Origin of the sequence: Mesorhizobium sp., from assembly GCF_017306585.1 — a bacterium.
Lineage (GTDB): Bacteria > Pseudomonadota > Alphaproteobacteria > Rhizobiales > Rhizobiaceae > Mesorhizobium.
Map to the genome: position 1 here is coordinate 12,826 of NZ_JAFKIC010000163.1, position 21,111 is coordinate 33,936.

The window sequence follows — 21,111 nt, forward strand, 5'->3', positions numbered from 1 at the left end:
CGGCCATGGACGCGCCATTCGTTGCTTCCGACGAACCGGTCGGCTTGCGGTCCGTCAGCACCGTACCGGCTGGCCGTCTCGTCTGGCCGGTCATCGTCACGCTGTTGATTGCCGCCTATGCGGTCCTTGCCTCCTTCCTTGTGCTGCCCGGCAATGTCGACGTGTCCTGGCTGCTGACGATCGGCGAACGCGTGCTCGACGGCGAGCGCCTTTCGGTCGACATCATCGAGGTCAACCCGGCCTTTTCGATCTGGCTCTATCTGCCCTTCGTGCTGCTCGAGCGGCTGACCGGCCTGCCGGCCGAGTTTTGGGTGAGCGCCGGCGTGGCCGCCCTGGCGATTGCCTCGGTCTGGTACTCGGCGCGCATTGTAGCGCGTTCGGATCAAACGCTGAAACCTCACATCTGGATGGTTCCGGCCGCGGTTTTCTTCGTGCTGTTCCTGTTTCCCGTCGATTTCGGCCAGCGCGAACAGATAGCCGTGATCATGCTGCTGCCATGGCTAGCCCTGTTTTCGGCCCGCGACCGGACTATCGATTTCGACGCCGGCAGTCTGGCCGAGCGGATCGTCGCCGGCGTGGGCGCCGGCATCTTCGTCATGATCAAGCCGCCCTACAGCGTTCTTGCCCTGGCTTTGCCGGCGCTGGTCGTCGCGCTGAGGCGGCGTTCGCTGCATCCGCTTTTCACGGCCGAGAATGTCATCGGGGCTATCCTTACCCTGGCCTATCTCGCCGCGCTCGCCGTGTTCATGCAGCCTTTCTTCACCGACGTGATGCCGTTGCTGCGTCAGGTCTATCTGCCGATGCGCATGTCAACGGTCGACGTGCTGATGCTGTGGCAGGTGACGATGTTCGTGGCCATGACGGTCGCCACGCTGGCCATGGCCTATCCCGGCGGGCCTGATCGCCATGCCGGGATAATGCTGCTGGCGGGAGCCGCCTATATCCCGGCCTTCGTCATCATGGGCAAGGGCTGGACCTATCAGGCGATACCGTTCCTGACGCTGGGCGTGCTGGCGCTGATGCTGCAATATAGCAGGCTGAGGCCGTTCCGAAGCCTGCCGCTGCCGGTCAAGGCGGGCGCTGCCCTCGGCCTGTTTTCGATCGTGCTGTTGACGGCGTTGCAGCAAGGGCTCGCCTATACGCAGCCACGCCGCAACCTCGATGCGGCGACCGCCGCGATCGTGCGCGCGGTCGATCATCCCACCATGATCTCGATCGCTTCGCAGCTGCAGTTCAGCAACCCGCTCACCCGCATGGCGGGCGGCCGCTTCGTGGGGCGCCAGCAATCCGGCTGGATGATCAACGACGCCGCGATATTGATGGCGATCGAACCCGATCCGGAGGTGCGCCAGGCCCTGGCGGATCTCAGGCAAAAGTATACGGCCTCTATCGCGGATGAACTCGCGGCCAAACGGCCCGATATCATCATCGACGATGGAACGACCGGACCGCGTCCGCCGGTGCTGCTGAACCTGAAGGACCAGCCCACCGTGCCGTCCCTGCACGACGCTCCGGCGATCGCGCAAGTGCTGCGAAACTATCGCCTTCTGCACCAAAGTCCTTCGGTGACGGTGTTCATCCGCGCCGACATCGCCGATCGCGGCTGAAGGCTAGCGTTCTCAAGCAAAACCGGCCTGCCACCATTCGGGTGACGGGCCGGCTGCATCATCAGGTCTCAGCCGTTGGCGAACGGCACGGCGACATAGATCTGGCTGCCGTCGCGTTCGACCAGCAACAGCACCGACTTGCGGCCCGACTTGCTGGCCTGCGCGATTGCCTGCGTGACCTGCCTGGCGTTCTTCACCGGCGCCTGGTTGACGGCGACGATGATGTCGCCCGGCTGGATGCCGGCGGCGGCCGCCGCCTTGTCCGGATTGACGCGGGCGACCACGGCGCCGTGCTCGTTGTCGGCAAGGTTCATCTGCTGGCGGATGTCGGGCGTGATATCCATCAGCCCGAGGCCGATGGCCGGCGCGCGCGAGCCCTGGTCGGCGCTCGGCGTGTCGGAATCACCGGCCGAAGCGGTCTTCACATCGTCGCTGTTGCGCCCGACGTCGACCGAGATCTGCATGGCCTTGCCCTTGCGCCACACATCGATCGATTCCTTGGCGCCGGGAGCGACATCGGCGACGGCCCGCGACAGGTCCTTCGGATCCTTCACGTCCTGTCCGGCGAAGGCGGTGATGACGTCGCCGGTCTGGACGCCGGCGCTGGCCGCGGGCGAGCCGTCATTGACCTGCGAGACCAGCGCGCCTCCGGCATGGTCGAGCCCGATGGCGCTCGCCACGTCAGGCGTGACCGGCTGGATCTCGACGCCGAGATAGCCGTACTGGATCGAACCGTCCTTCATCAGCTTGGCGACCACTTTCTGGGCCTGGTCGGACGGTATGGCGAAGCCGACGCCGACGCTGCCGCCATTGGGCGAATAGATCGCCGTGTTGATGCCGACGACATCGCCATTCACATCCACCAGCGGCCCGCCCGAATTGCCGTGATTGATCGGGGCGTCGATCTGGATGAAATCGTCGAACGGCCCGCTGTGCAGGTCGCGGCCGCGCGCAGAGACGATGCCGGCGGTGACCGTGGTGCCGATGCCGAAGGGATTGCCGATCGCCAGCACCTGGTCGCCGGTCATCAGCTTGTCGGAATCGCCCCATTTGACCGTCGGCAGCGGCTTGTCGGCCTTGATCTTGAGCACTGCAAGGTCGTTCTTGGCGTCGCGGCCGACCAGCTTGGCGGGAAGTTCGGTTCCGTCATCGAGCGTCACCTTGATCGAGGAAGCGCCGTCGACGACGTGATTGTTGGTGACGATCGTGCCGTCGGCGCCGACGATGAAGCCTGAGCCCAGCGCCTCGGCGCGTTGCGCCTGCTGCGGCGGCGTCTGCGGAGCGGGCATGCCCTGGTCACCGAAGAACTGGCGGAAATACTGGTCGAAGGGCGAGTTGCCGAGAGGCATGCCGTCATCGGCGCTTGCCGGCTGCGCCTTCATGACGGTGGTGACCGTCACCACCGCCGGCTTGTCGGCGGCCACGATCGGCGCGAACGAGCCGTTGGGGGCGGTAACGCCGGCGACAGGGGTCATGGTCCCGGCCACGGCATGATTGGTCCTGACGACGGAAAAGGCGACAGGGCTGATGATGAGGGCGGCGCCCAGCAATGCGGCGACGCGATGTCTGCGAAGAATGTTGAGGGATGACATGGTCGTTGTCCGTGCGAGACATTGGGTTCGGCGCCGTGGCTGTCTGGGGAGGGAAACGGCCCATTCGGCGTATCGGCCGTCACGGCTGCCTGTCTCGCTTCATGCGGCGGCCGCTCAGGTCGATGAAACCGGAATCTAGGACGCGGATGCGGACGAATTAGGTTTTTTCGATTATATTACAAAGATTTAATTCTGCGCGCAGGGTTGGTAATGTTTGGAGCGTAGGGCTTGCCCCGCCACAATGGCGCCGGCAAGCTCAAACGTCGCCGGCCTGCCCTATGTAAGCCCTTGCAATCTCTCGCATACGCTTGCCGTCGAAACTCGGCCCATGGCCGCCATGGCCGATGCAGACCGGCAGGTCGAGCAGGCGCTGCATTGTGTCGACATAGGCGCTACGGTCGGAATCCGGCAGGCTGTCGATCAGCGTATCGTCATAAATGGCGTCGCCGCTAAACAACAAGCCATCGGCCTCGTCGAACAGCGCGATCGAATCCGGCGAATGCCCGGGCAGATGCAGCACGCGGAACTGGCGGTCGCCGAGATCGATAACGTCGCCTTCGTCGAGCGTCCGCGTCAGCGGCGCCGGCGGTATCCGGTAGTCGGCCGATTTCCAGCCCGGCTCGGGCAGTTTCGAGACCGCGCCTTCGAGGTCGTGGAACATGTAGGCGTAGGTCGCCGCGTCATCCATGGTCTCGAATTGCGCGGCGCTCATCCTCGGGCCCGCCCGCCACGGGAATTCGTGCAGCGAGCCGACATGGTCGAGATGGATATGGGTGGCGACGACCAGCAGCGGCTTGCCGGCGGGCGTCTCTATCAGCGGCGCCAGCGGACAGATGCCCATGCCGGTGTCGACCAGAAGGTCGGCGTCCTTGCCCGTGAAGTGCCAGATGTTGGCCCGTACATAATCGTGCACGAACGGCTCGGTAAGCATCGTCGTCCTGTCGTCGACGATGTGCTTGCTGAACCAATCCGGCACGGACCGCGACATGGACATCGGATGCGCGCCCGGCATCAGGTGTGAGCCGGGCATCAGACGAACGGCTTTCCGACCTTGTACTTCTCCGGTACCAGCCGCCGGAGATAGGCCATGCCAGCCTCAGACAGCTGGTTGGCGTCGGGCTTCATGAAATTGTCGGGCATGTGGCGCGTCTTGCCGGCGACATTCTTCAGCGGGACTTTCTTGAGCACGGTCTTGCTGCCGTCATATTGCAGCGCGACCGAGCCGCCGCCCTGTTCCGCGACGCTGACGGCGAAGGCGCCGGCATCGAAGGCTTCCTGCGCGTCGACGGCGCTGATCGCGCCGACATAGCCGCGCGGCATGTAGCCGAGCGCATCGACGCGGGCCCGTTTGCCCGGCAGGCCTTCGGCCAATGCGCGCTCAAGCGCGGCCGGCAGGTCGCTGCCCGATAGTTTGACATTGCCGTGCTGGTCCCGTTCCAGCTTTTCCGGCGGCACCAGGCTTTCGACCAGCGCCTTGCCGTCGGCGGTGCTGACGCCTTCCGAGACGGCGACGATGCAGCGCTTGTGGCGGTCGAGCGAGGCGCGCACGTCGTCGATGAAGCCGGCGGCCGAGAACGGCCGTTCCGGCACATAGACGAGGTGCGGGCCGCTGTCGGGGTCGAGCTGCCAGGCGGCGGCCGCGGCGGTCAGGAAGCCGGCGTGCCGGCCCATGACGATGCCGACATAGATGCCGGGCAGGGCGCGGAAATCGAGATCGACGGACAGGAAGGCGCCGGCGACGAACTCAGCCGCCGAGATGAAGCCCGGCGTGTGGTCGTTTTCCTCGAGATCGTTGTCGATGGTTTTCGGCGCATGCACGAAAGCGATCTTGCCGCCGGCCGCGTCGGTCAGGATCTGCTGCGTGCCCGACGTGTCGTTGCCGCCGATATAGATGAAGGCATCGGCGCCCGCCTTCTGCAGGCCCTTGAGGATGACCTCGCAATAGGCGGCGTCCGGCTTGTCGCGCGTCGAGCCCAGTGCCGCGCTCGGCGTGCCAGCGATCAGCCGCAGCCGGTCCTCGGGGATGGCGGAAAGGTCGACATAATTGCCGTCGCGAATGCCGCGCACGCCGTGGATCGAGCCCAGCACCTTGGCGCCGGGATGCCGCTTGCGGATTTCGAGCGTGGCGCCAACGACCGTCTGGTTGATGACGGCGGTCGGGCCGCCGCCCTGCGCGATGACGAAGGTTCCGGCCATTGTTCAAGCTCTCCCGGCAGTGGATCTGGCAGGCACATTCGCCTGTCTTGCGGGATCACGCAACGGGAGTTTCGAGCGGCGTCACCACGCCGCGGAAGGATCACATGACGACGACCGGGTTTTTCTTCGAAACGCGGCTGTAGAGGTCGATGATGTCCTGGTTGATCAGGCGCACGCAGCCCGACGACATTGCCTGGCCGATGCTCCACCATTCGGGCGAGCCGTGGATGCGGTAGCCGGTGTCCCTGCCGTCCTGGTAGATGTAGAGCGCACGCGCGCCGAGCGGATTGGTAAGGCCGCCGGGCTGGCCGCCCTGCCACTTCACCAGTTCGGGTTTGCGCTGGATCATTTCGGGCGGCGGCGTCCAGGTCGGCCATTCCCTTCCGTACTGGATGTTGGCGCGGCCGGACCAGCGGAAGCCGTCCTTGCCGATGCCGACGCCGTAGCGGATGGCGTCGCCGCCCGGCTGTACGAGATAGAGCATGCGCTCGTTTAGATGCACGACGATGGTGCCGGGCGCCTCACCTGTGGTGTCGACGACGATCTGGCGGCGGAACTCCGGCTTGACCTTCAGATAGGGCACTTCGGGCACGTTGAAGCCGTTATCGGTCAGGGCGGCGTACATCACATCGGGGCTGGTGATGTTCTTGTCGACGCTGATCGAAGGCCGGATCGGCCGCACCGAGCCGGTGACGGTATCGTCGAGCTGGAGCGCCGGCAGGTCGCCACCGCCGCCCGAGGTCGAGCAGCCGGCGACGCCGAGCAGGGCCAGAGCGCCTGCACCGGACAGAACGGCGCGGCGGGAAAGAAGAAGATCGGTTTCGATTGCGTCGCCGTTTCGTGGCGGCGTCAGACCTTGCGGCAACTCACGCATATACCCAAACCCTACGCTGTCGGCGGGAAGCACGGTCCGGCCGGATGGAAGGCATTTTCATCATTCATGGTTGATAAAGCGTGAACGCCTTGCCCTGTCTGCGTTTGGGCCCTATCCGGCGGTGCCCGGCCGCCCGCGATGGCCGCCGGCGGGGCGTTCCTGCACAAATGGACCTAGCTCAGGCCATAATCCCGGCGCGGCCGTTTCCTACCCGTCGGGCGACCAGCGAGGGGCCTCCATGTGCAAGACGTTAAAAGCCGACATCACGCTATTTGCGGCCGCCATTGTCGCGGCGGCCACGGTCCTCGGTGCCGATGTCAGCCTGGCCGACATCCTGAGCGCGCTGAGCGGCGTGAACTGACGCCCATCTGCCGCTGGCGAAATTGACGCGGGCAATTCCGGGAGAGGTGCGTGCGATTTCTGCCCCGAAATTGCGCGAAAACAAAACGCTTTACATTCTCCCGGACCCAAGGATTTATCCTCTTCTTTGAGCTCAAGGGAGACAGATATGTCCTTCGAAAACTGGGCCGCCTTCGCAGCCGCCTCGACCATTCTCCTCATCATTCCCGGCCCGACCATCCTGCTGGTCGTGTCCTATGCGCTGGGCCAGGGCTGGCGCACGGCCCTGCCGATGGCCGTCGGCGTGGCGCTCGGCGACTTTACCGCCATGACATTGTCGATGCTGGGTATCGGTGCTCTGCTGGCGGCTTCGGCAACGGTCTTCACCATCCTGAAGCTGATCGGCGCCGGCTATCTGATCTATCTCGGCGTAAAACTGTTCCGCGCCGGCGGCGCGTTGAAGGCCGAGCCGCGCACCGATGCGGTGTCTTCCGCCAGGATGATGGCGCATGCCTGGCTGGTCACCGCGCTCAATCCGAAAAGCATCACCTTCTTCGTCGCCTTCCTGCCGCAGTTCCTCGACCGGCATGCCGACTTCTGGACGCAGATGCTGATCTTCGAGACGACCTTCCTGGCGCTCGCCTTCGCCAATGCCTTCGGCTACGCGCTGATCGCGGCGCGCGCCCGCAACGTCGTGCGCAACCCCAAGGCGATCCGCATCTTCAACCGCACCGGCGGCACGCTTTTGGTCGGCGCCGGCATCGCCACCGTGGCAATGCGCTCCGGCAATTGAAGAGGGCCAATTTTCTTGGGCTGTGAGCCTGGGAGCGACAATGGCCTTGAAAGGATCTCCGATGGCGATCAAGGACGCATTCGGCCTGACCTTGTCGGGAGCAACGCAAGCAGGTTTCGCGCCCTACAGCCAGGCGGTAAGCCAGTTGCAGTGCTTCATCGGTGATCCCGTCGGCTCCGTCGACCGCGCCATCGCGGAAAATCCCGGTTTTGTCATGGCGCATGTCTTCAAGGGCTATCTCTACGGGCTCGCCACCGAACGGGAGGCGATGGTTGTCGCAAGGGCTTGCCACGAGGCGGCCTTGCCGCTGGCCGCAACAGTGCGCGAGCAGGCGCATGTTTCGGCTCTTGGCCACCTCGCGAGCGGGCGCTGGCATGAGGCCTCGTCCATTCTCGAAGCCGTCGCGGCGGACCACCCGCTCGATGCCGTGGCGTTGCAGGTCGGCCACCAGATCGATTTCTTCACCGGCAATGCCCTCATGCTGCGCGACCGCATCGGCCGCGCGCTGCCGTCCTGGCAAAGCGGGATGCCGGGCTACCACGCCATTCTCGGCATGCAGGCCTTCGGACTGGAGGAGATGGGTGAATACATCGCGGCCGAAAAGCTCGGCCGCACGGCGGTCGAACTCGAACCGCGCGATGGCTGGGCGCAGCATGCGGTGGCCCATGTCATGGAAATGCAAAGCCGGCAAAGGGATGGCATCGCCTGGATGCGCGCGGATCCCGAAGCATGGACGAAGGAAAGCTTTCTCAAGGTGCACAATTGGTGGCATCTCGCGCTGTTTCACTACGATCTCGGCGAGACGGACGAGGTTCTGGCTCTCTATGACGGTCCCATCTATGGCGCCGGGTCGACGCTGGCGCTCAACATGGTCGACGCATCGGCGATCCTGTGGCGGCTCCATCTTGGCGGCGTCGATGTCGGCGAGCGCTGGGCGGCGCTGGCGGCCAACTGGGCGCCCAAGGCCGGGGCCGGGAATTACGCCTTCAACGATGCCCACGCGATGATGGCCTTTGTCGGCGCAGGGCTGGACGAGCCCGCCCGGGCCTTGCTCCAGGCGCAGGGTGAGGCCATGCATGGCAGTGACGACAACGCGGCTTTCACACGCGATGTCGGCAATCCGCTGACGCTTGCGATCAAGGCGTTCGGCGAGCGCAACTACGCCGAAACCATACGCCTGATCCTGCCGATCCGGGCGATCGCCCACCGCTTCGGCGGCAGCCACGCGCAACGCGACGTCATCGACCTGACGCTGATCGAGGCGGCGCTGCGGGCCGGTGACGGCGCACTGGCAAGGGTACTTGCGGCCGAGCGTTCGGCGGCGCGGCCCGACAGTCCGCTGTCCGCACTGTTCTCGCGGCGCGCGGCCGATTTGTCGGAGAATTGACCCGAAGCCGATCTTGCCTTAAAAACTGGCTCGGCCAGATTTTTTCGAGACTCGAAAAAAATAATGGCGTGGGAGGAAAACATGTATCTCGGCCTCGACCTGGGCACTTCGGGCGTCAAGGCGCTGCTGATCGATGGCGAACAGGCCGTCATCGGCTCCGGCCATGGCTCGCTTGACGTTTCGCGGCCGCACCCCGGCTGGTCCGAACAGGACCCGGCCCATTGGGTCCGCGCTTGCGAGGACGCGATCGCCGAGCTCAAAGCTTCCCATCCGGCGCAGCTTGCCGCGGTCAAAGGCATAGGTCTCTCCGGCCAGATGCATGGTGCGACCTTGCTGGACGCCGCCGACAGGGTGCTGCGCCCCTGCATTCTCTGGAACGACACCCGCAGCCACGTCGAGGCGGCGGCGCTCGATGCCGATCCGCGCTTCCGCAAGCTGACCGGCAACATCGTCTTTCCCGGTTTCACCGCACCCAAGCTTGCCTGGGTAAAGAACAACGAGCCCGCCGGCTTCGCGAAAGTGGCAAAGGTGCTGCTGCCGAAGGACTTCCTGCGGCTTTGGCTCGCCGGCGAATACATCTCGGAAATGTCTGACTCGGCCGGCACGTCCTGGCTCGACGTCGGCCAGCGCCGCTGGTCGCCCGATCTGCTGGCCGCTACGTCGCTCGACGAGAAGCAGATGCCGTCGCTGGTCGAAGGCACCGCCAGGGCCGGCGGTCTGCGCGCCGAGCTCGCGTCGAAATGGGGTATCGCGGCCGGCATCCCCGTGGCCGGCGGTGCCGGCGACAATGCGGCTTCCGCTTGCGGCATGGGCACGGTCGGCGCCGGCCATGCTTTTGTCTCGCTGGGCACGTCCGGTGTGCTGTTTGCCGCCAACGCTTCCTATCTGCCCAACCCGGCAAGCGCGGTGCACACTTTCTGTCACGCGCTGCCCGACACCTGGCATCAGATGGGCGTTATCCTGTCGGCCACCGATTCGCTCAATTGGCTTTCCGAAATCACGGGCAAAAGCGCGGGTGACCTGACATCGGAGCTGGGGGACTCCCTGAAAGCGCCGACCGGCGTGTCCTTCCTGCCCTATCTCTCGGGCGAGCGCACGCCGCACAATGATTCGGCCATTCGTGGCTCCTTCACCGGTCTGGCGCATGAATCGAGTCGCGCCGTCCTGACCCAGGCGGTGCTCGAAGGTGTGGCCTTCGCCTTCCGCGACAGCCTGGAGGCCCTGAAGACAGCCGGCACGGAATTGACTCGCGTGACGGCGATCGGCGGCGGCTCGCGCTCGCGCTACTGGCTGAAGGCCATCGCCACCGCGCTGCGGTTGCCGGTCGACATTCCGGCCGACGGCGATTTCGGCGCCGCCTTCGGTGCGGCGCGGCTGGGGTTGATCGCGGCGACGGGGGCCGATCCGCTCGCGGTGTGCTCGGCGCCGAGGACGGATGCGACGGTGGAACCGGATGCTGGCCTGGCTGATGCTTTCGCCGATGCCTATCAGCGCTATCGGGCTCTATACCCGGCGATAAGAGCTGTAATAGCGTGAGCTGGCGTCAGGCCCCCCTCTCTGCCCTACCGGGCATCTCCCCCTCAAGGGGGGAGATTGGCAGTTCGGGCGCCCCGCTCATTCCTGCGACGCTGGAGATTGGCGAAAGCCGAAGTGACATCCAATCTCCCCCCTTGAGGGGGAGATGGCCGGCAGGCCAGAGAGGGGGGCCTCGCACCGCCCCTCCGAAATTGCCTTCACTGCGCCGGCACCTTGTCCAGAAACCCGGTAACGCTCTTCAGGCGGCCGTTCTCGATGATGCCGATATCGGTTCCTTCGATGACCGAGGGCACGCCCTCAGGTCCGAGGTTCCAGGAAAAGCGGATCTTGTCGCCGAACCCGTCCGGCGTACCCTTCAGCGAAAACCGGAAGCCGGCAAAGCGCTGCTGCACGCCGTCGATCAGCGCCGCGACGCCTTCGTGGCCGTCGCCCTGCATGATCGGGTCGCGATAGCTGACGTCTTCGGTGAAGGTCGCCTTGAGCAATTCGGCGCGGCGGCCGGCATCGCTTTCGTTCCAGGCGGTGATGTAGCCCTCGGCGATCTTGTTGAGGTCGGTCATGGTCTGTCTCCTGTGTTTGACGGTTTTGACATGACCCTTTTCGGCCGATGCGGGAGCGAAACCAATTACGCCTGAGGTAATCAGGACGAACTATTCGAGAGAGGACAGGAAATCATGAGCAGCGGATTTTTCGGCGACATCCAGAAGATCAAATATGAGGGGCCGGATTCGACCAATCCGCTCGCCTACCGGTTCTACAATCCCGATGAGGTGGTGGCCGGAAAGCGTCTTGAAGACCATCTGCGCTTCGCCGTCGCCTATTGGCACTCCTTCGCCTGGCCGGGCGGCGATCCGTTCGGCGGCCAGACCTTCGACCGCCCCTGGTTCCCCAAGGCCGGCGGCATCGACACGATGGAACTGGCCAAGCTCAAGGCCGACGTCGCCTTCGAGATGTTCTCGCTGCTCGGCGCGCCCTATTTCTGCTTCCACGATGCCGATGTGCGGCCCGAGGGCAAGGATTTCTCCGAAAGCGCCGCCCGTCTCGACGAAATCGCGGATTATTTCGCCGGCAAGATGAAACAGACCGGCGTCAAGCTGCTGTGGGGTACGGCCAATCTCTTCTCGCACCGCCGTTTCATGGCGGGCGCCGCCACCAATCCGGATCCGGATGTGTTTGCCTATGCGGCGGCGACAGTGAAGGCCTGCATCGACGTCACCAAGCGCTTGAAGGGCGAGAACTACGTGCTGTGGGGCGGCCGCGAGGGCTATGAGACGCTGCTCAACACCGACCTTGCCCGCGAGCAGGAACAGGCCGGCCGCTTCCTCAACCTCGTCGTCGACTACAAGCACAAGATCGGCTTCAAGGGCACAATCCTGATCGAGCCGAAGCCGCAGGAGCCGACCAAGCACCAGTATGATTACGATGTCGCCACGGTCTACGGCTTCCTCAAGCGCTTCGGTCTGGAGAAGGAAGTCAAGGTCAACATCGAGCAGGGCCACGCCATCCTGGCCGGCCATTCCTTCGAGCACGAACTGGCGCTGGCCAACGCGCTTGGCATTTTCGGCTCGATCGACATGAACCGCAACGATTACCAGTCGGGCTGGGACACCGATCAGTTCCCCAACAACGTACCTGAAATGGCGCTGGCCTATTACCAGGTCCTGCAGGCCGGCGGCTTCAAGACCGGCGGCACCAATTTCGACGCCAAGCTGCGCCGCCAGTCGCTCGACCCGCAGGATCTGCTGATCGGCCATATCGGCGGCATGGATTCCTGCGCGCGGGGCCTCAAGGCGGCGGCGAGGATGGTCGAGGACAAGGCGCTGTCGGGTCCGCTCGCCGAGCGTTATGCCGGCTGGAACAGCGCCGAGGCCAAGGCGATGCTGTCGGGCAAGCGCACGCTGGAAGACATCGCCGAGCGCGTGGTGAAAAAGAAGATCGAGCCGCAGCCGCGCTCCGGTCGCCAGGAACTGCTCGAAAACATCGTCAACAGATACGTCTGAGGGCGCGCCTGATATCTGGACCTATATCTGCCTGAGGTGGCCGAAAGCCACCTCAGGTCCGTTCTGTTAATCAAAAAGTGTTCTTTGCCTAGCCAAAGGACATTTTGATGGAGCGGAAAGCAATGCAAAAAGCGCGGATCATCGTGCGCCCCGCACAGGCCGGGGATATCCCGGCGCTGAAGCAGGTGCTGCGGGAAACCTTCGAGGGCACCTGGCTGCCGCACATCACCGAGGCGACGGCCCGGCGCTATGTCGAGACCGACATTGGCGGGCGCTATGTCGAGGAAAGCTGGCCTGAGTTCACCGTCGCCGAAATCGATGGCGACATTGCCGGCATGATTCACTGGCGCGGCGACTTCATCGAGGCCGTCCATGTCGGAGCAAGCCATCAAGGGGAGGGTGTCGGCGGCAGGTTGCTGTCGCACGCCGAACAGGCAATTCGTGCCGGCGGTTTCCAGCAGGCTCGGCTCGAGACCGATACGTTCAACGAGCGCGCCCAGAGCGTCTACAAGGCGGTCGGCTACGTCGAGAAAGACCGTTATCCCGACGATGAATGGGACAGCGGGTTCACCACGGTGCTGTTTGTCAAGCAACTCGTCTGATCGAGGTTGATTCGGGCGTTTCGCGTCAGGAATCGATTTGCTTGGAAAGGTGTATCGGACGACAAGGTTTTGCCCTCCGCCGCCCCTCAATGACCTCGCTCTTGCCTTCAAACTGCCGTCACGTATCTCGTATAAAGACGATGCGTGGCGGGAGAGGAAGAAGGAGGCGAACCGATATGCAGAACGAACGTGAAATCGACGCCCTGCTCTCACCTGAAGCGGCCGGGTCGATCATCGACCGGCTGATGGCGATGCCGCATCCGAAGGACGGCGCGCGGCGGCTGAACGAATGGGATCGCGCCGTTGCCAGCCGTTTCGAGACTCATCTGGCCAGACAGATGCGCTCGCAGATCGACGCCGGCTCGGACCGGCAGAACGCTGCCTGATATTCCTGTTGCGCACGCCGCGGTCCGGCATGCGCAATCAGCCCCGGCGCAATCTGACCGGGGCTTCACCGAAAGCCCGTGAAAAAGCCCTCGAAAACGCCGCGGCGGACGAAAATCCGGTCCGCCCGGCAATGTCGGCCATCGCCACCCTTGTATCGACCACGAGGCGCCGCGCAGCGCTGAGGCGCAGCCTGAGATAGTAGGCGCCCGGCGTTTCGCCGATCGACTTGCGAAAGATGCTCTCCAGGGTGCGCGCCGTGACACCGGTGCGCTTTGCCACCGCTTCGATGGTGAGTGGCTGGTCGATATGCGATTCCATCAGCCGGATGGCCTGTGCCAGGCGCGGATCGTATCCGTCTAGCCGGCCGAGCGAGACCAGCGGCTGCGCATCGGTCGCCGCGCGGGCCTGGTCGTAGATGAAGACGCTGGCGACATCGAGCGCGGCCGCCATGCCGAGCCTTGTGCGCACGAGATGCAGCATCAGATCGAAGGTCGGCGAAGCGCCGCCGCAGGTGAAGACCGGCCCGTCGATCACATAGCGGTCCGGCCGCACGTCGACGCCCGGGAACGCCGCGGAAAAATCCTCCATGTCCTCCCAATGGGTGGTGGCGCTGCGGCCCTCCAACAGGCCAGCTCGCGCCACCAGCCAGGTGCCGGCCTCGACACCGCCGCAGGCGCGGGCCGCGCGCGCCGCTCTCCGCAACCCCGCGAGCAGCGCCGATGTGGCATAATTCTGGGTGCCGAAACCGGCGACGACGACAAGGACGTCGGTCGGCTCGGCAGCATCGAAACGGCCGCTGACCGCGACAGGCAGGCCACACGTGGTGACCGGCGCCTCACCGGTCACCGAGACCAGCTTGAAGTCGAAGAGAATCTCGCCGGAGATGCGGTTGGCGGCGCGCAGGGGATCGACTGCCGATGCGACACACATGATGGACGAGCCGGAGAACACCAGGAATGTCACCTTGAGTGTCTCGCGCTCCGGACGAAACACGGATCTTTCGCTTTTGATCATATCGCCTTCGTAAAACGCAAAGCAGTCGCGATCAAGTCGAGCGATGCTTGGCGCCTGTTTCGATTGGGAGGAGAATTCCATGCCGCTTGCGATGAACCGCGAGGTTTTCATTACCTGTGCCGTGACCGGGTCCGGCGGTTCGCAGGACCGCAGCCCGCATGTGCCGCGCTCCCCCAAGCAGATCGCCGATTCGGCGATCGACGCCGCCAAGGCGGGTGCGGCGATCGTCCATTGCCACGTGCGCGATCCCGAGACCGGCAAGCCCAGGCGTGATGTGCATCTCTACCGCGAGGTCACCGAGCGCATCCGCGACGCCAATGTCGACGTGGTGCTCAACCTCACCGCCGGCATGGGCGGCGACATGGTGTTCGGCTCGCCGGAAGCGCCGCTGCCGCTCAACGAGAAGGGCACCGACATGGGTGGCGCCACCAACCGCATGGAGCATGTGCGCCAGTGCCTGCCTGAAATCTGCACGCTCGACTGCGGTACGATGAATTTCGCCGAGGCCGACTATGTCATGACCAACACGCCCGGCATGCTGCGCGCCATGGGCGGCATGATGACGGCGCTGGGCGTCAAGCCCGAGATCGAGGCCTTCGACACCGGCCATCTCTGGTTCGCCAAGCAGCTGGTCGAGGAGAAGGTGCTGAACGCCGATGCGCTGGTGCAGCTCTGCATGGGCGTGCCGTGGGGTGCGCCCGACGACCTCAACACCTTCATGGCCATGGTCAACAACGTGCCCTCGACCTGGAACTGGTCGGCCTTCTCCATCGGCCGCAACCAGATGGCTTATGCCGCAGCGGCGGTGCTGGCCGGTGGCAATGTCCGCGTCGGGCTGGAAGACAATCTCTGGCTCGACAAGGGCGTGCTCGCCACCAATGCGCAGCTCGTCGAACGCGCCGCCTCGATCGTGACCAATCTCGGCGCCAGGGTCATCGGGCCGGAGGAAGTGCGCAAGAAACTCAACCTGACCAAGCGGGCGCCGATAGCTGCATAAGTCGATCTTGGGGAGGAGGTCCGAATGACGTCAGTCAAGTTCACCGCGATGAAGGACGGCGACAAGGAAGACTACGAATTCCTGACCGCCCATGAGATCGACTATGCCGCCAAGACCGGCGACCGGCTGCTGGATGCGCTTGTCCAGCTCGACGAAGGTCTGTCCGGCTACAAGATCACCCGGCTCGGCCACTCGCTCCAGGCGGCGACGCGCGCCTGGCGCGACGGCGCCGACACCGACTGGATCGCCTGCGCGCTGCTGCACGACATCGGCGACATCTACGCGCCCTACAATCACGACGAATACGCCGCCTCGATCCTGAAGCCCTTCGTGCGCGAGCAATGCACCTGGGTGGTGGAAAAGCACGGCGACTTCCAGCGGCTCTATTACGCCCATCATCTCGGCGGCAATCGCCATGCGCGAGACCGTTTCGCCGGCCACGCCTATTTCGACGACTGCGACCAGTTCTGCGAACGCTGGGACCAGTCGAGCTTCGATCCAGACTACGAGACGCTGCCGATAGAGTTCTTCCGGCCCTTCGTGCTCGAAGTCTTCGCCCGCAAGGCCTACGACCCGGCGGTGATCCGCGCCGGCGAGCGCGTGCCCCTCATCGATCCCCAGACAGCCAAGACAAGAACCGGAGCTTCCGCATGAGCATCATCAACAAGGCAGCCGCCATCGGCGGCGGTGTCATCGGCGCCGGCTGGGTCGCGCGCCTGCTGCTTAACGGCATCGACGTGGCGATCTTCGATCCCGATCCCGAGGCGTCGCGCAAGGTTTCGGAAGTGATGAAGGGCGCGCGCCGGGCCTACAAGCAGATGGTGCCGGGCGGGCTTCCCAAGGAAGGCAAGCTGACCTTCGCCAAGACCATCGCCGAGGCGGTGGCCGATGCCGACTTCATCCAGGAAAGCGTGCCGGAGCGTCTCGACCTCAAGCACAAGGTGCTGGCCGAGATCGACGCCCACGCGCCGGCCAATGCCATTGTCGGTTCCTCCACCTCCGGCATCAAACCGACCGACATGCAGGTGGCGATGAAGAAGCATCCGGAGCGGCTGGTCGTGGGCCATCCGTTCAACCCGGTCTATCTCCTGCCGCTGGTCGAGATCGTCGCCGGCGACCAGACCTTCCCCGAAGCGGTCGAGGTCGCCAAGGAAATCTATGCCTCTATCGGCATGAAGCCGGTCGTCATCCGCAAGGAGATCGAGGCCTTCGTCGGCGACCGCCTGCTCGAGGCGGCATGGCGCGAGGCGCTGTGGCTGATCAAGGACGGCATCTGCACGGTCGAGGAACTCGACGACATCATGCGCTACGGCTTTGGCCTGCGCTGGGCGCAGATGGGCATGTTCCAGGTCTATCGCGTCGCCGGCGGCGAAGCCGGCATGCGCCACTTCATGGCCCAGTTCGGACCCTGCCTGAAATGGCCGTGGACCAAGCTGATGGACGTGCCGGAGTTCAATGACGAACTGGTCGACCTCATCGCCACCCAGTCTGACGATCAGGCGTATGGCCTCTCGATCCGTGAGCTGGAAAAGATCCGCGACGACAATCTGGTCGCGATCATGGATGCGCTGTCCAAGCAGAACAAGGGCAAGGGCTGGGGCGCCGGCGCGCTGCACAAGGACTACACCAGGCAGCTCGCCAAGCTGGCGGCGAAGAAGCCGGTGGCGTCAAAGGCGGCCGAGAAGGCCAAGGCAGGCAAGCCGGTGAAGAAAGCCGAAAAGCCGAAGAAGAAGACCGGCAAGAAGAAGGGCTGAGAGCATGGATTTCGGTCTGTCGGAAGAACAGAAGCTCATCGTCGAGACGACACGCGCCTTCGTCGAAAACGAGCTCTACCCGCATGAACGCGAGGTGGAACGCACCGGCGTTCTGCGCCGCGATTTGATCGAAGAGCTCAAGGCCAAGGCCATTGAGGCCGGTCTCTACGCCGCCAACATGCCGGCCGATGTCGGCGGCGCGGGGCTCGATACGGTGACCTGGCTGCTCTACGAGAAGGAACTCGGCCGCGCCAATTACGCGCTGCACTGGACCTGCGTGGCGCGCCCCTCCAACATCCTGCTCGCCGGCACGCCGGAGCAGCGCGAAAAATACCTGTTCCCTTGCATACGCGGCGAGAAATGGGATTGCCTGGCGATGACCGAGCCGGGCGCCGGGTCCGACCTGCGCGGCATGAAGGCATCAGCTGTGCAGGACGGCGACGACTGGGTGCTGAACGGCACCAAGCACTTCATCAGCCATGCCGACCTCGCCGATTTCGCCATCGTGTTCATGGCTTCAGGCGAGGAAGAGACCTCGCGTGGAAAGCGCAAGAAGATCACCGCCTTCTTCGTCGACAAGGGCACCAAGGGATTTACGGTGCGTGACGGCTATCGCAACGTTTCGCATCGCGGCTACACCAACGCCATTCTCGAATTCGACGACTGCCGGTTGCCGGCCTCACAGGTGCTTGGCGAGGTCCACAAGGGTTTCGACGTTGCCAATTCCTGGCTCGGCGCCACGCGCCTGCAGGTTGGCGCCACCTGTCTCGGCCGCGCCGAGCGGGCGCTTGGTCATGCCATCGAATATGCCGCGCAGCGCCAACAGTTCGGCCAGCAGATCGGCAAGTTCCAGGGCGTCTCGTTCAAGCTCGCCGACATGGCGACGGAGCTGAAGGCCGCCGACCTGATGGTCTTCGAAGCCGGCTGGAAGTACGATCAGGGCACCGTCACCGACCAGGACATGGCGATGGCCAAGCTCAAGGCCACCGAAATGCTGGCTTACGTTGCCGACGAGGCCATCCAGATCCACGGCGGCATGGGGCTGATGGACGACTTGCCGCTGGAGCGTATCTGGCGTGATGCGCGCGTCGAGCGTATCTGGGAAGGCACGTCGGAAATCCAGCGTCACATCATTTCGCGGGCGCTGCTGCGCCCGTTCGGAGCCTGATTCATGCATAAACTTGAGCGTCTCCTGCGGCCGAAATCGATTGCCGTCTTCGGCGGGGTACAAGCCGCCGCTGTGGTCGCGCAGTCGATCAAGATGGGTTTTGCCGGCGAGATCTGGCCGGTGCACCCGACCAAGGACGAGGTCGCCGGCCGCAAGGCCTATCGTTCCGTGGCCGACCTGCCCGGCGCGCCGGACGCCGCTTTCGTCGGCGTCAACCGGCATCTGACCATCGAGGTGATCAAGGCGCTGGCCGAGCGTGGCGCGGGCGGCGCCGTCTGCTTCGCCGCCGGCTTTCTCGAAACGGAAGCCTATGACGACGATGGCGAACGGCTGCAGGCCGAGCTCGTCGCCGCCGCCGGCCAGATGCCGATCATCGGTCCGAATTGCTACGGCCTGATCAACTATGCCGACGGCGCGCTTTTGTGGCCCGACCAGCATGGCGGCATCCGGCTGGAGGAGGGCGGCAAGGGCGTCGCCATCATCACCCAGTCCTCCAACATCGCCATCAACATGACGATGCAGAAGCGCGGCTTGCCGATCGCCTTCCTGATGACGGCGGGCAACCAGGCCCAGACCGGCCTTTCCGAAATGGCGCTCGGCCTGATCGAGGACGAGCGCGTCACATCGCTCGGCCTGCACATCGAGGCGTTCGACTCGGTAGCCGGCTTCGAAAGGCTCGCGGCACGCGCCCGGGAGCTGAAGAAGCCGATCATCGCCATGAAGGTCGGCCGTTCCGAGCAGGCGCGGCAGGCGACGGTGTCGCATACGGCATCGCTTGCCGGATCGGACGCAGCGTCCGGCGCCTTCCTGAAACGGCTTGGCATTGCGCGCGTCGATTCCATTCCCGCCTTCATCGAGGCGCTGAAACTGCTGCATATCACCGGCCCGCTGCCCGGTTATAAACTGTCATCGATGAGCTGCTCGGGCGGCGAGGCTTCGGTCATGGCCGACAGCGCGGAGGGGCGCTGGGTGCACTTCCCCGCCCTGACCGAGCAGCATCGCGCCCATGTCAAGTCGACGCTCGGGCCGCTGGTAGCGGTCGCCAATCCGCTCGACTATCACACTTTCATCTGGAACAACGAGCCGGCGATGACCGCAACCTTCACCGCCATGGTGTCGGGTGGTTTCGACCTCAACATGCTGGTGCTCGACTTTCCGCGCCCCGACCGCTGCTCGGTCACCGACTGGTGGGCGACCCTGCGCGCCTTCGAATCGGCGCTGAAGACCAACAAGGCGCATGGCGCCATCGTCTCCTCGCTGCCGGAGAACCTGCCGGAAGAATATACGGCCGAGCTGATGGCGCGCGGCATGGTGCCACTGTTTGGCATTTCCGAGGCCATGGACGCCGCCCAGGCGGCAGCCTTCATCGGCTGGGCATGGCGCGAGCCGCAGGCTCAGCCGGTCGACACGACGGCGGCGGGCGGATCCGACTCCAGGCGCGTGACGCCCGACGAAGCCGAGGCAAAAAGCAGGCTGATCAAGGCCGGCCTGCCGGTGCCGAAGGGTGAGCGCGCCGGCAATGCCGTCGAGGCGGTGATCTCGTCCATGACGCTGGGCTTCCCGGTGGCGCTGAAGGCACTGGGCGTCGCGCACAAGTCGGAAGTCGGTGCCGTCAGGCTGAACCTCAAGGATGCCGAGTCCGTCAGCGCCGCCGCGCATGACCTTTTGCCGCTGGGCACGGGCCTCTACGCGGAGCGCATGGTCCGCGACGGCGTCGCCGAACTGATCGTCGGCTTTACCCGCGACCCGATGTTCGGCGTGGTCATGACCCTCGGCACCGGCGGCGTTTTGGTCGAGTTGCTGCGTGACAGCGTGACCCTGATGCTGCCGGCGAGCCGTGACGATATCGAGGCGGCGTTGCGCGGCCTGAAGCTGTTCCCGCTGCTCGAAGGCTATCGCGGCCGGCCGAAAGCCGACGTCAAGGCGGCCATCGACGCCATATCGGGCATTGCCGACTTCGTACAGAAGAATGCCGGCGAGATCGAGGAACTCGACATCAACCCGCTGATCGTCTGCGCCGAAGGCAAGGGCGCCTGGATCGCCGACGCCCTGCTCGTGCTTGGAGAAAACAAGAATGTCTGATGTCATTTCGACCCGCCGCGAGGGCTCGATCCTCGAAGTCACGCTCGACCGCCCCAAGGCGAATGCCATCGACCTCAAGACGTCGCGGCTGATGGGCGAAACGTTCAAGGCGTTCCGCGACGATCCGGACCTGCGCGTCGCCATCGTCAAGACCGCCGGCGACAAGTTCTTCTGCGCCGGCTGGGACCTCAAGGCCGCCGCCGGCGGCGATGCGGTCGACGGCGACTATGGCGTCGGCGGTTTCGCCGGCCTGCAGGAACTGCGTGACCTCAACAAGCCGGTCATCGCCTGCGTCAACGGCATGGCGGTGGGCGGCGGTTTCGAGCTGGCGCTCTCCTGCGACCTCATCTACGCCTCGGACCATTCCTCCTTCGCGCTGCCCGAGATCCGCGCCGGCACGCTCGCCGATGCCGCGACGATCAAACTGCCCAAGCGCATTCCCTACCATGTCGCCATGGACCTGCTGCTCACCGGCCGCTGGATGGATGTCGCCGAGGCGCATCGCTGGGGCCTGGTCAACGAGGTGTTGCCCAAGGAGAAACTCGAGGACCGCGTCTGGGAGATCGCTCGCCTGCTCGCCGGTGGCCCGCCGCTGGTCTTCGCCGCCATCAAGGAGACCGCGCGAGCGGCGGAGGCGCTGACTTTCCAGGACGCAATGAACAAGGTGACACGCCGTCAGCTCGCGACCGTCGATGCGCTCTACGGTTCCGAAGACAATATGGAAGGGTTCCGGGCGTTTGCCGAGAAGCGCGACCCGGTGTGGAAGGGGAAGTGACCTGCTGA

Annotated in this window: 20 protein-coding genes; 14 read left to right on the plus strand and 6 right to left on the minus strand. The window is 64.7% G+C overall.

Going from position 1 to position 21,111, the window contains the following annotated elements:
- Positions 1 to 5: 5 nt before the first annotated feature.
- A complete protein-coding gene (locus J0I79_RS18995) occupies positions 6 to 1,607 on the plus strand; it encodes a hypothetical protein (protein WP_292862129.1) in 1,602 nt (533 codons plus the stop codon).
- Between the two features lie 68 nt (positions 1,608 to 1,675).
- Here the strand turns inward: J0I79_RS18995 and J0I79_RS19000 are convergent, their stop codons facing one another.
- The 4 genes from J0I79_RS19000 to J0I79_RS19015 all read right to left on the minus strand — a co-directional run bounded on the left by J0I79_RS19000 (position 1,676) and on the right by J0I79_RS19015 (position 6,269).
- Positions 1,676 to 3,199: a DegQ family serine endoprotease gene (locus tag J0I79_RS19000; protein ID WP_292862132.1), complete on the minus strand. Its 1,524-nt coding sequence runs from the start codon at positions 3,197 to 3,199 to the stop codon at positions 1,676 to 1,678.
- A 256-nt stretch (positions 3,200 to 3,455) separates the two neighbouring features.
- Entirely contained in the window at positions 3,456 to 4,229 is a 774-nt protein-coding gene (locus tag J0I79_RS19005) for an MBL fold metallo-hydrolase (RefSeq protein ID WP_292862135.1), read from the minus strand.
- A complete protein-coding gene (locus J0I79_RS19010; RefSeq protein ID WP_292862138.1) occupies positions 4,229 to 5,395 on the minus strand; it encodes a diphosphate--fructose-6-phosphate 1-phosphotransferase in 1,167 nt (388 codons plus the stop codon). Before J0I79_RS19010 ends, J0I79_RS19005 begins: the two co-directional genes overlap by 1 nt.
- Before the next feature lie 100 nt (positions 5,396 to 5,495).
- On the minus strand, positions 5,496 to 6,269 hold the full coding sequence (locus J0I79_RS19015; RefSeq protein WP_292862141.1) for a L,D-transpeptidase: 774 nt from the start codon (positions 6,267 to 6,269) through the stop codon (positions 5,496 to 5,498).
- 238 nt (positions 6,270 to 6,507) lie between these two features.
- Between J0I79_RS19015 and J0I79_RS19020 the strand changes: the two genes are divergently transcribed.
- From J0I79_RS19020 to xylB, 4 genes are all read left to right on the plus strand, one after another.
- Entirely contained in the window at positions 6,508 to 6,630 is a 123-nt protein-coding gene (locus tag J0I79_RS19020; protein ID WP_292862144.1) for a hypothetical protein, read from the plus strand.
- Between the two features lie 147 nt (positions 6,631 to 6,777).
- Complete coding sequence (locus J0I79_RS19025; RefSeq protein WP_292862147.1) at positions 6,778 to 7,401, plus strand: LysE family translocator; 624 nt, start codon at positions 6,778 to 6,780, stop codon at positions 7,399 to 7,401.
- Between the two features lie 61 nt (positions 7,402 to 7,462).
- Complete coding sequence (locus tag J0I79_RS19030) at positions 7,463 to 8,788, plus strand: tetratricopeptide repeat protein (RefSeq protein WP_292862150.1); 1,326 nt, start codon at positions 7,463 to 7,465, stop codon at positions 8,786 to 8,788.
- 81 nt (positions 8,789 to 8,869) lie between these two features.
- Positions 8,870 to 10,324, plus strand: a complete 1,455-nt coding sequence (gene xylB, locus J0I79_RS19035) for a xylulokinase (protein WP_292862187.1) — start codon at positions 8,870 to 8,872, stop codon at positions 10,322 to 10,324.
- A 197-nt stretch (positions 10,325 to 10,521) separates the two neighbouring features.
- Here the strand turns inward: xylB and J0I79_RS19040 are convergent, their stop codons facing one another.
- Positions 10,522 to 10,884, minus strand: a complete 363-nt coding sequence (locus J0I79_RS19040) for a nuclear transport factor 2 family protein (RefSeq protein ID WP_292862153.1) — start codon at positions 10,882 to 10,884, stop codon at positions 10,522 to 10,524.
- Between the two features lie 114 nt (positions 10,885 to 10,998).
- Here J0I79_RS19040 and xylA point away from each other — a divergent pair, with 114 nt between their 5' ends.
- From xylA to J0I79_RS19055, 3 genes are all read left to right on the plus strand, one after another.
- A complete protein-coding gene (xylA, locus tag J0I79_RS19045; RefSeq protein WP_292862156.1) occupies positions 10,999 to 12,324 on the plus strand; it encodes a xylose isomerase in 1,326 nt (441 codons plus the stop codon).
- Positions 12,325 to 12,446: 122 nt separating this feature from the next.
- A complete protein-coding gene (locus tag J0I79_RS19050) occupies positions 12,447 to 12,926 on the plus strand; it encodes a GNAT family N-acetyltransferase (RefSeq protein ID WP_292862159.1) in 480 nt (159 codons plus the stop codon).
- Positions 12,927 to 13,102: 176 nt separating this feature from the next.
- On the plus strand, positions 13,103 to 13,312 hold the full coding sequence (locus J0I79_RS19055) for a hypothetical protein (protein ID WP_137928940.1): 210 nt from the start codon (positions 13,103 to 13,105) through the stop codon (positions 13,310 to 13,312).
- A gap of 37 nt (positions 13,313 to 13,349) precedes the next feature.
- Here the strand turns inward: J0I79_RS19055 and J0I79_RS19060 are convergent, their stop codons facing one another.
- Complete coding sequence (locus tag J0I79_RS19060) at positions 13,350 to 14,327, minus strand: GlxA family transcriptional regulator (RefSeq protein ID WP_292862164.1); 978 nt, start codon at positions 14,325 to 14,327, stop codon at positions 13,350 to 13,352.
- Positions 14,328 to 14,406: 79 nt separating this feature from the next.
- Between J0I79_RS19060 and J0I79_RS19065 the strand changes: the two genes are divergently transcribed.
- The 6 genes from J0I79_RS19065 to J0I79_RS19090 are packed head-to-tail and all read left to right on the plus strand — an operon-like array spanning position 14,407 to position 21,103.
- Positions 14,407 to 15,324, plus strand: a complete 918-nt coding sequence (locus J0I79_RS19065) for a 3-keto-5-aminohexanoate cleavage protein (protein WP_292862167.1) — start codon at positions 14,407 to 14,409, stop codon at positions 15,322 to 15,324.
- 24 nt (positions 15,325 to 15,348) lie between these two features.
- Positions 15,349 to 15,978, plus strand: a complete 630-nt coding sequence (locus tag J0I79_RS19070; protein ID WP_292862170.1) for an HD domain-containing protein — start codon at positions 15,349 to 15,351, stop codon at positions 15,976 to 15,978.
- Entirely contained in the window at positions 15,975 to 17,078 is a 1,104-nt protein-coding gene (locus tag J0I79_RS19075; RefSeq protein ID WP_292862173.1) for a 3-hydroxyacyl-CoA dehydrogenase NAD-binding domain-containing protein, read from the plus strand. The genes J0I79_RS19070 and J0I79_RS19075 overlap by 4 nt, the downstream gene beginning before the upstream one ends.
- A gap of 4 nt (positions 17,079 to 17,082) precedes the next feature.
- Positions 17,083 to 18,246, plus strand: a complete 1,164-nt coding sequence (locus tag J0I79_RS19080) for an acyl-CoA dehydrogenase (protein WP_292862176.1) — start codon at positions 17,083 to 17,085, stop codon at positions 18,244 to 18,246.
- Between the two features lie 3 nt (positions 18,247 to 18,249).
- Complete coding sequence (locus tag J0I79_RS19085) at positions 18,250 to 20,328, plus strand: acetate--CoA ligase family protein (protein ID WP_292862179.1); 2,079 nt, start codon at positions 18,250 to 18,252, stop codon at positions 20,326 to 20,328.
- Complete coding sequence (locus tag J0I79_RS19090; protein ID WP_292862184.1) at positions 20,321 to 21,103, plus strand: carnitinyl-CoA dehydratase; 783 nt, start codon at positions 20,321 to 20,323, stop codon at positions 21,101 to 21,103. The genes J0I79_RS19085 and J0I79_RS19090 overlap by 8 nt, the downstream gene beginning before the upstream one ends.
- Positions 21,104 to 21,111 lie beyond the last annotated feature (8 nt).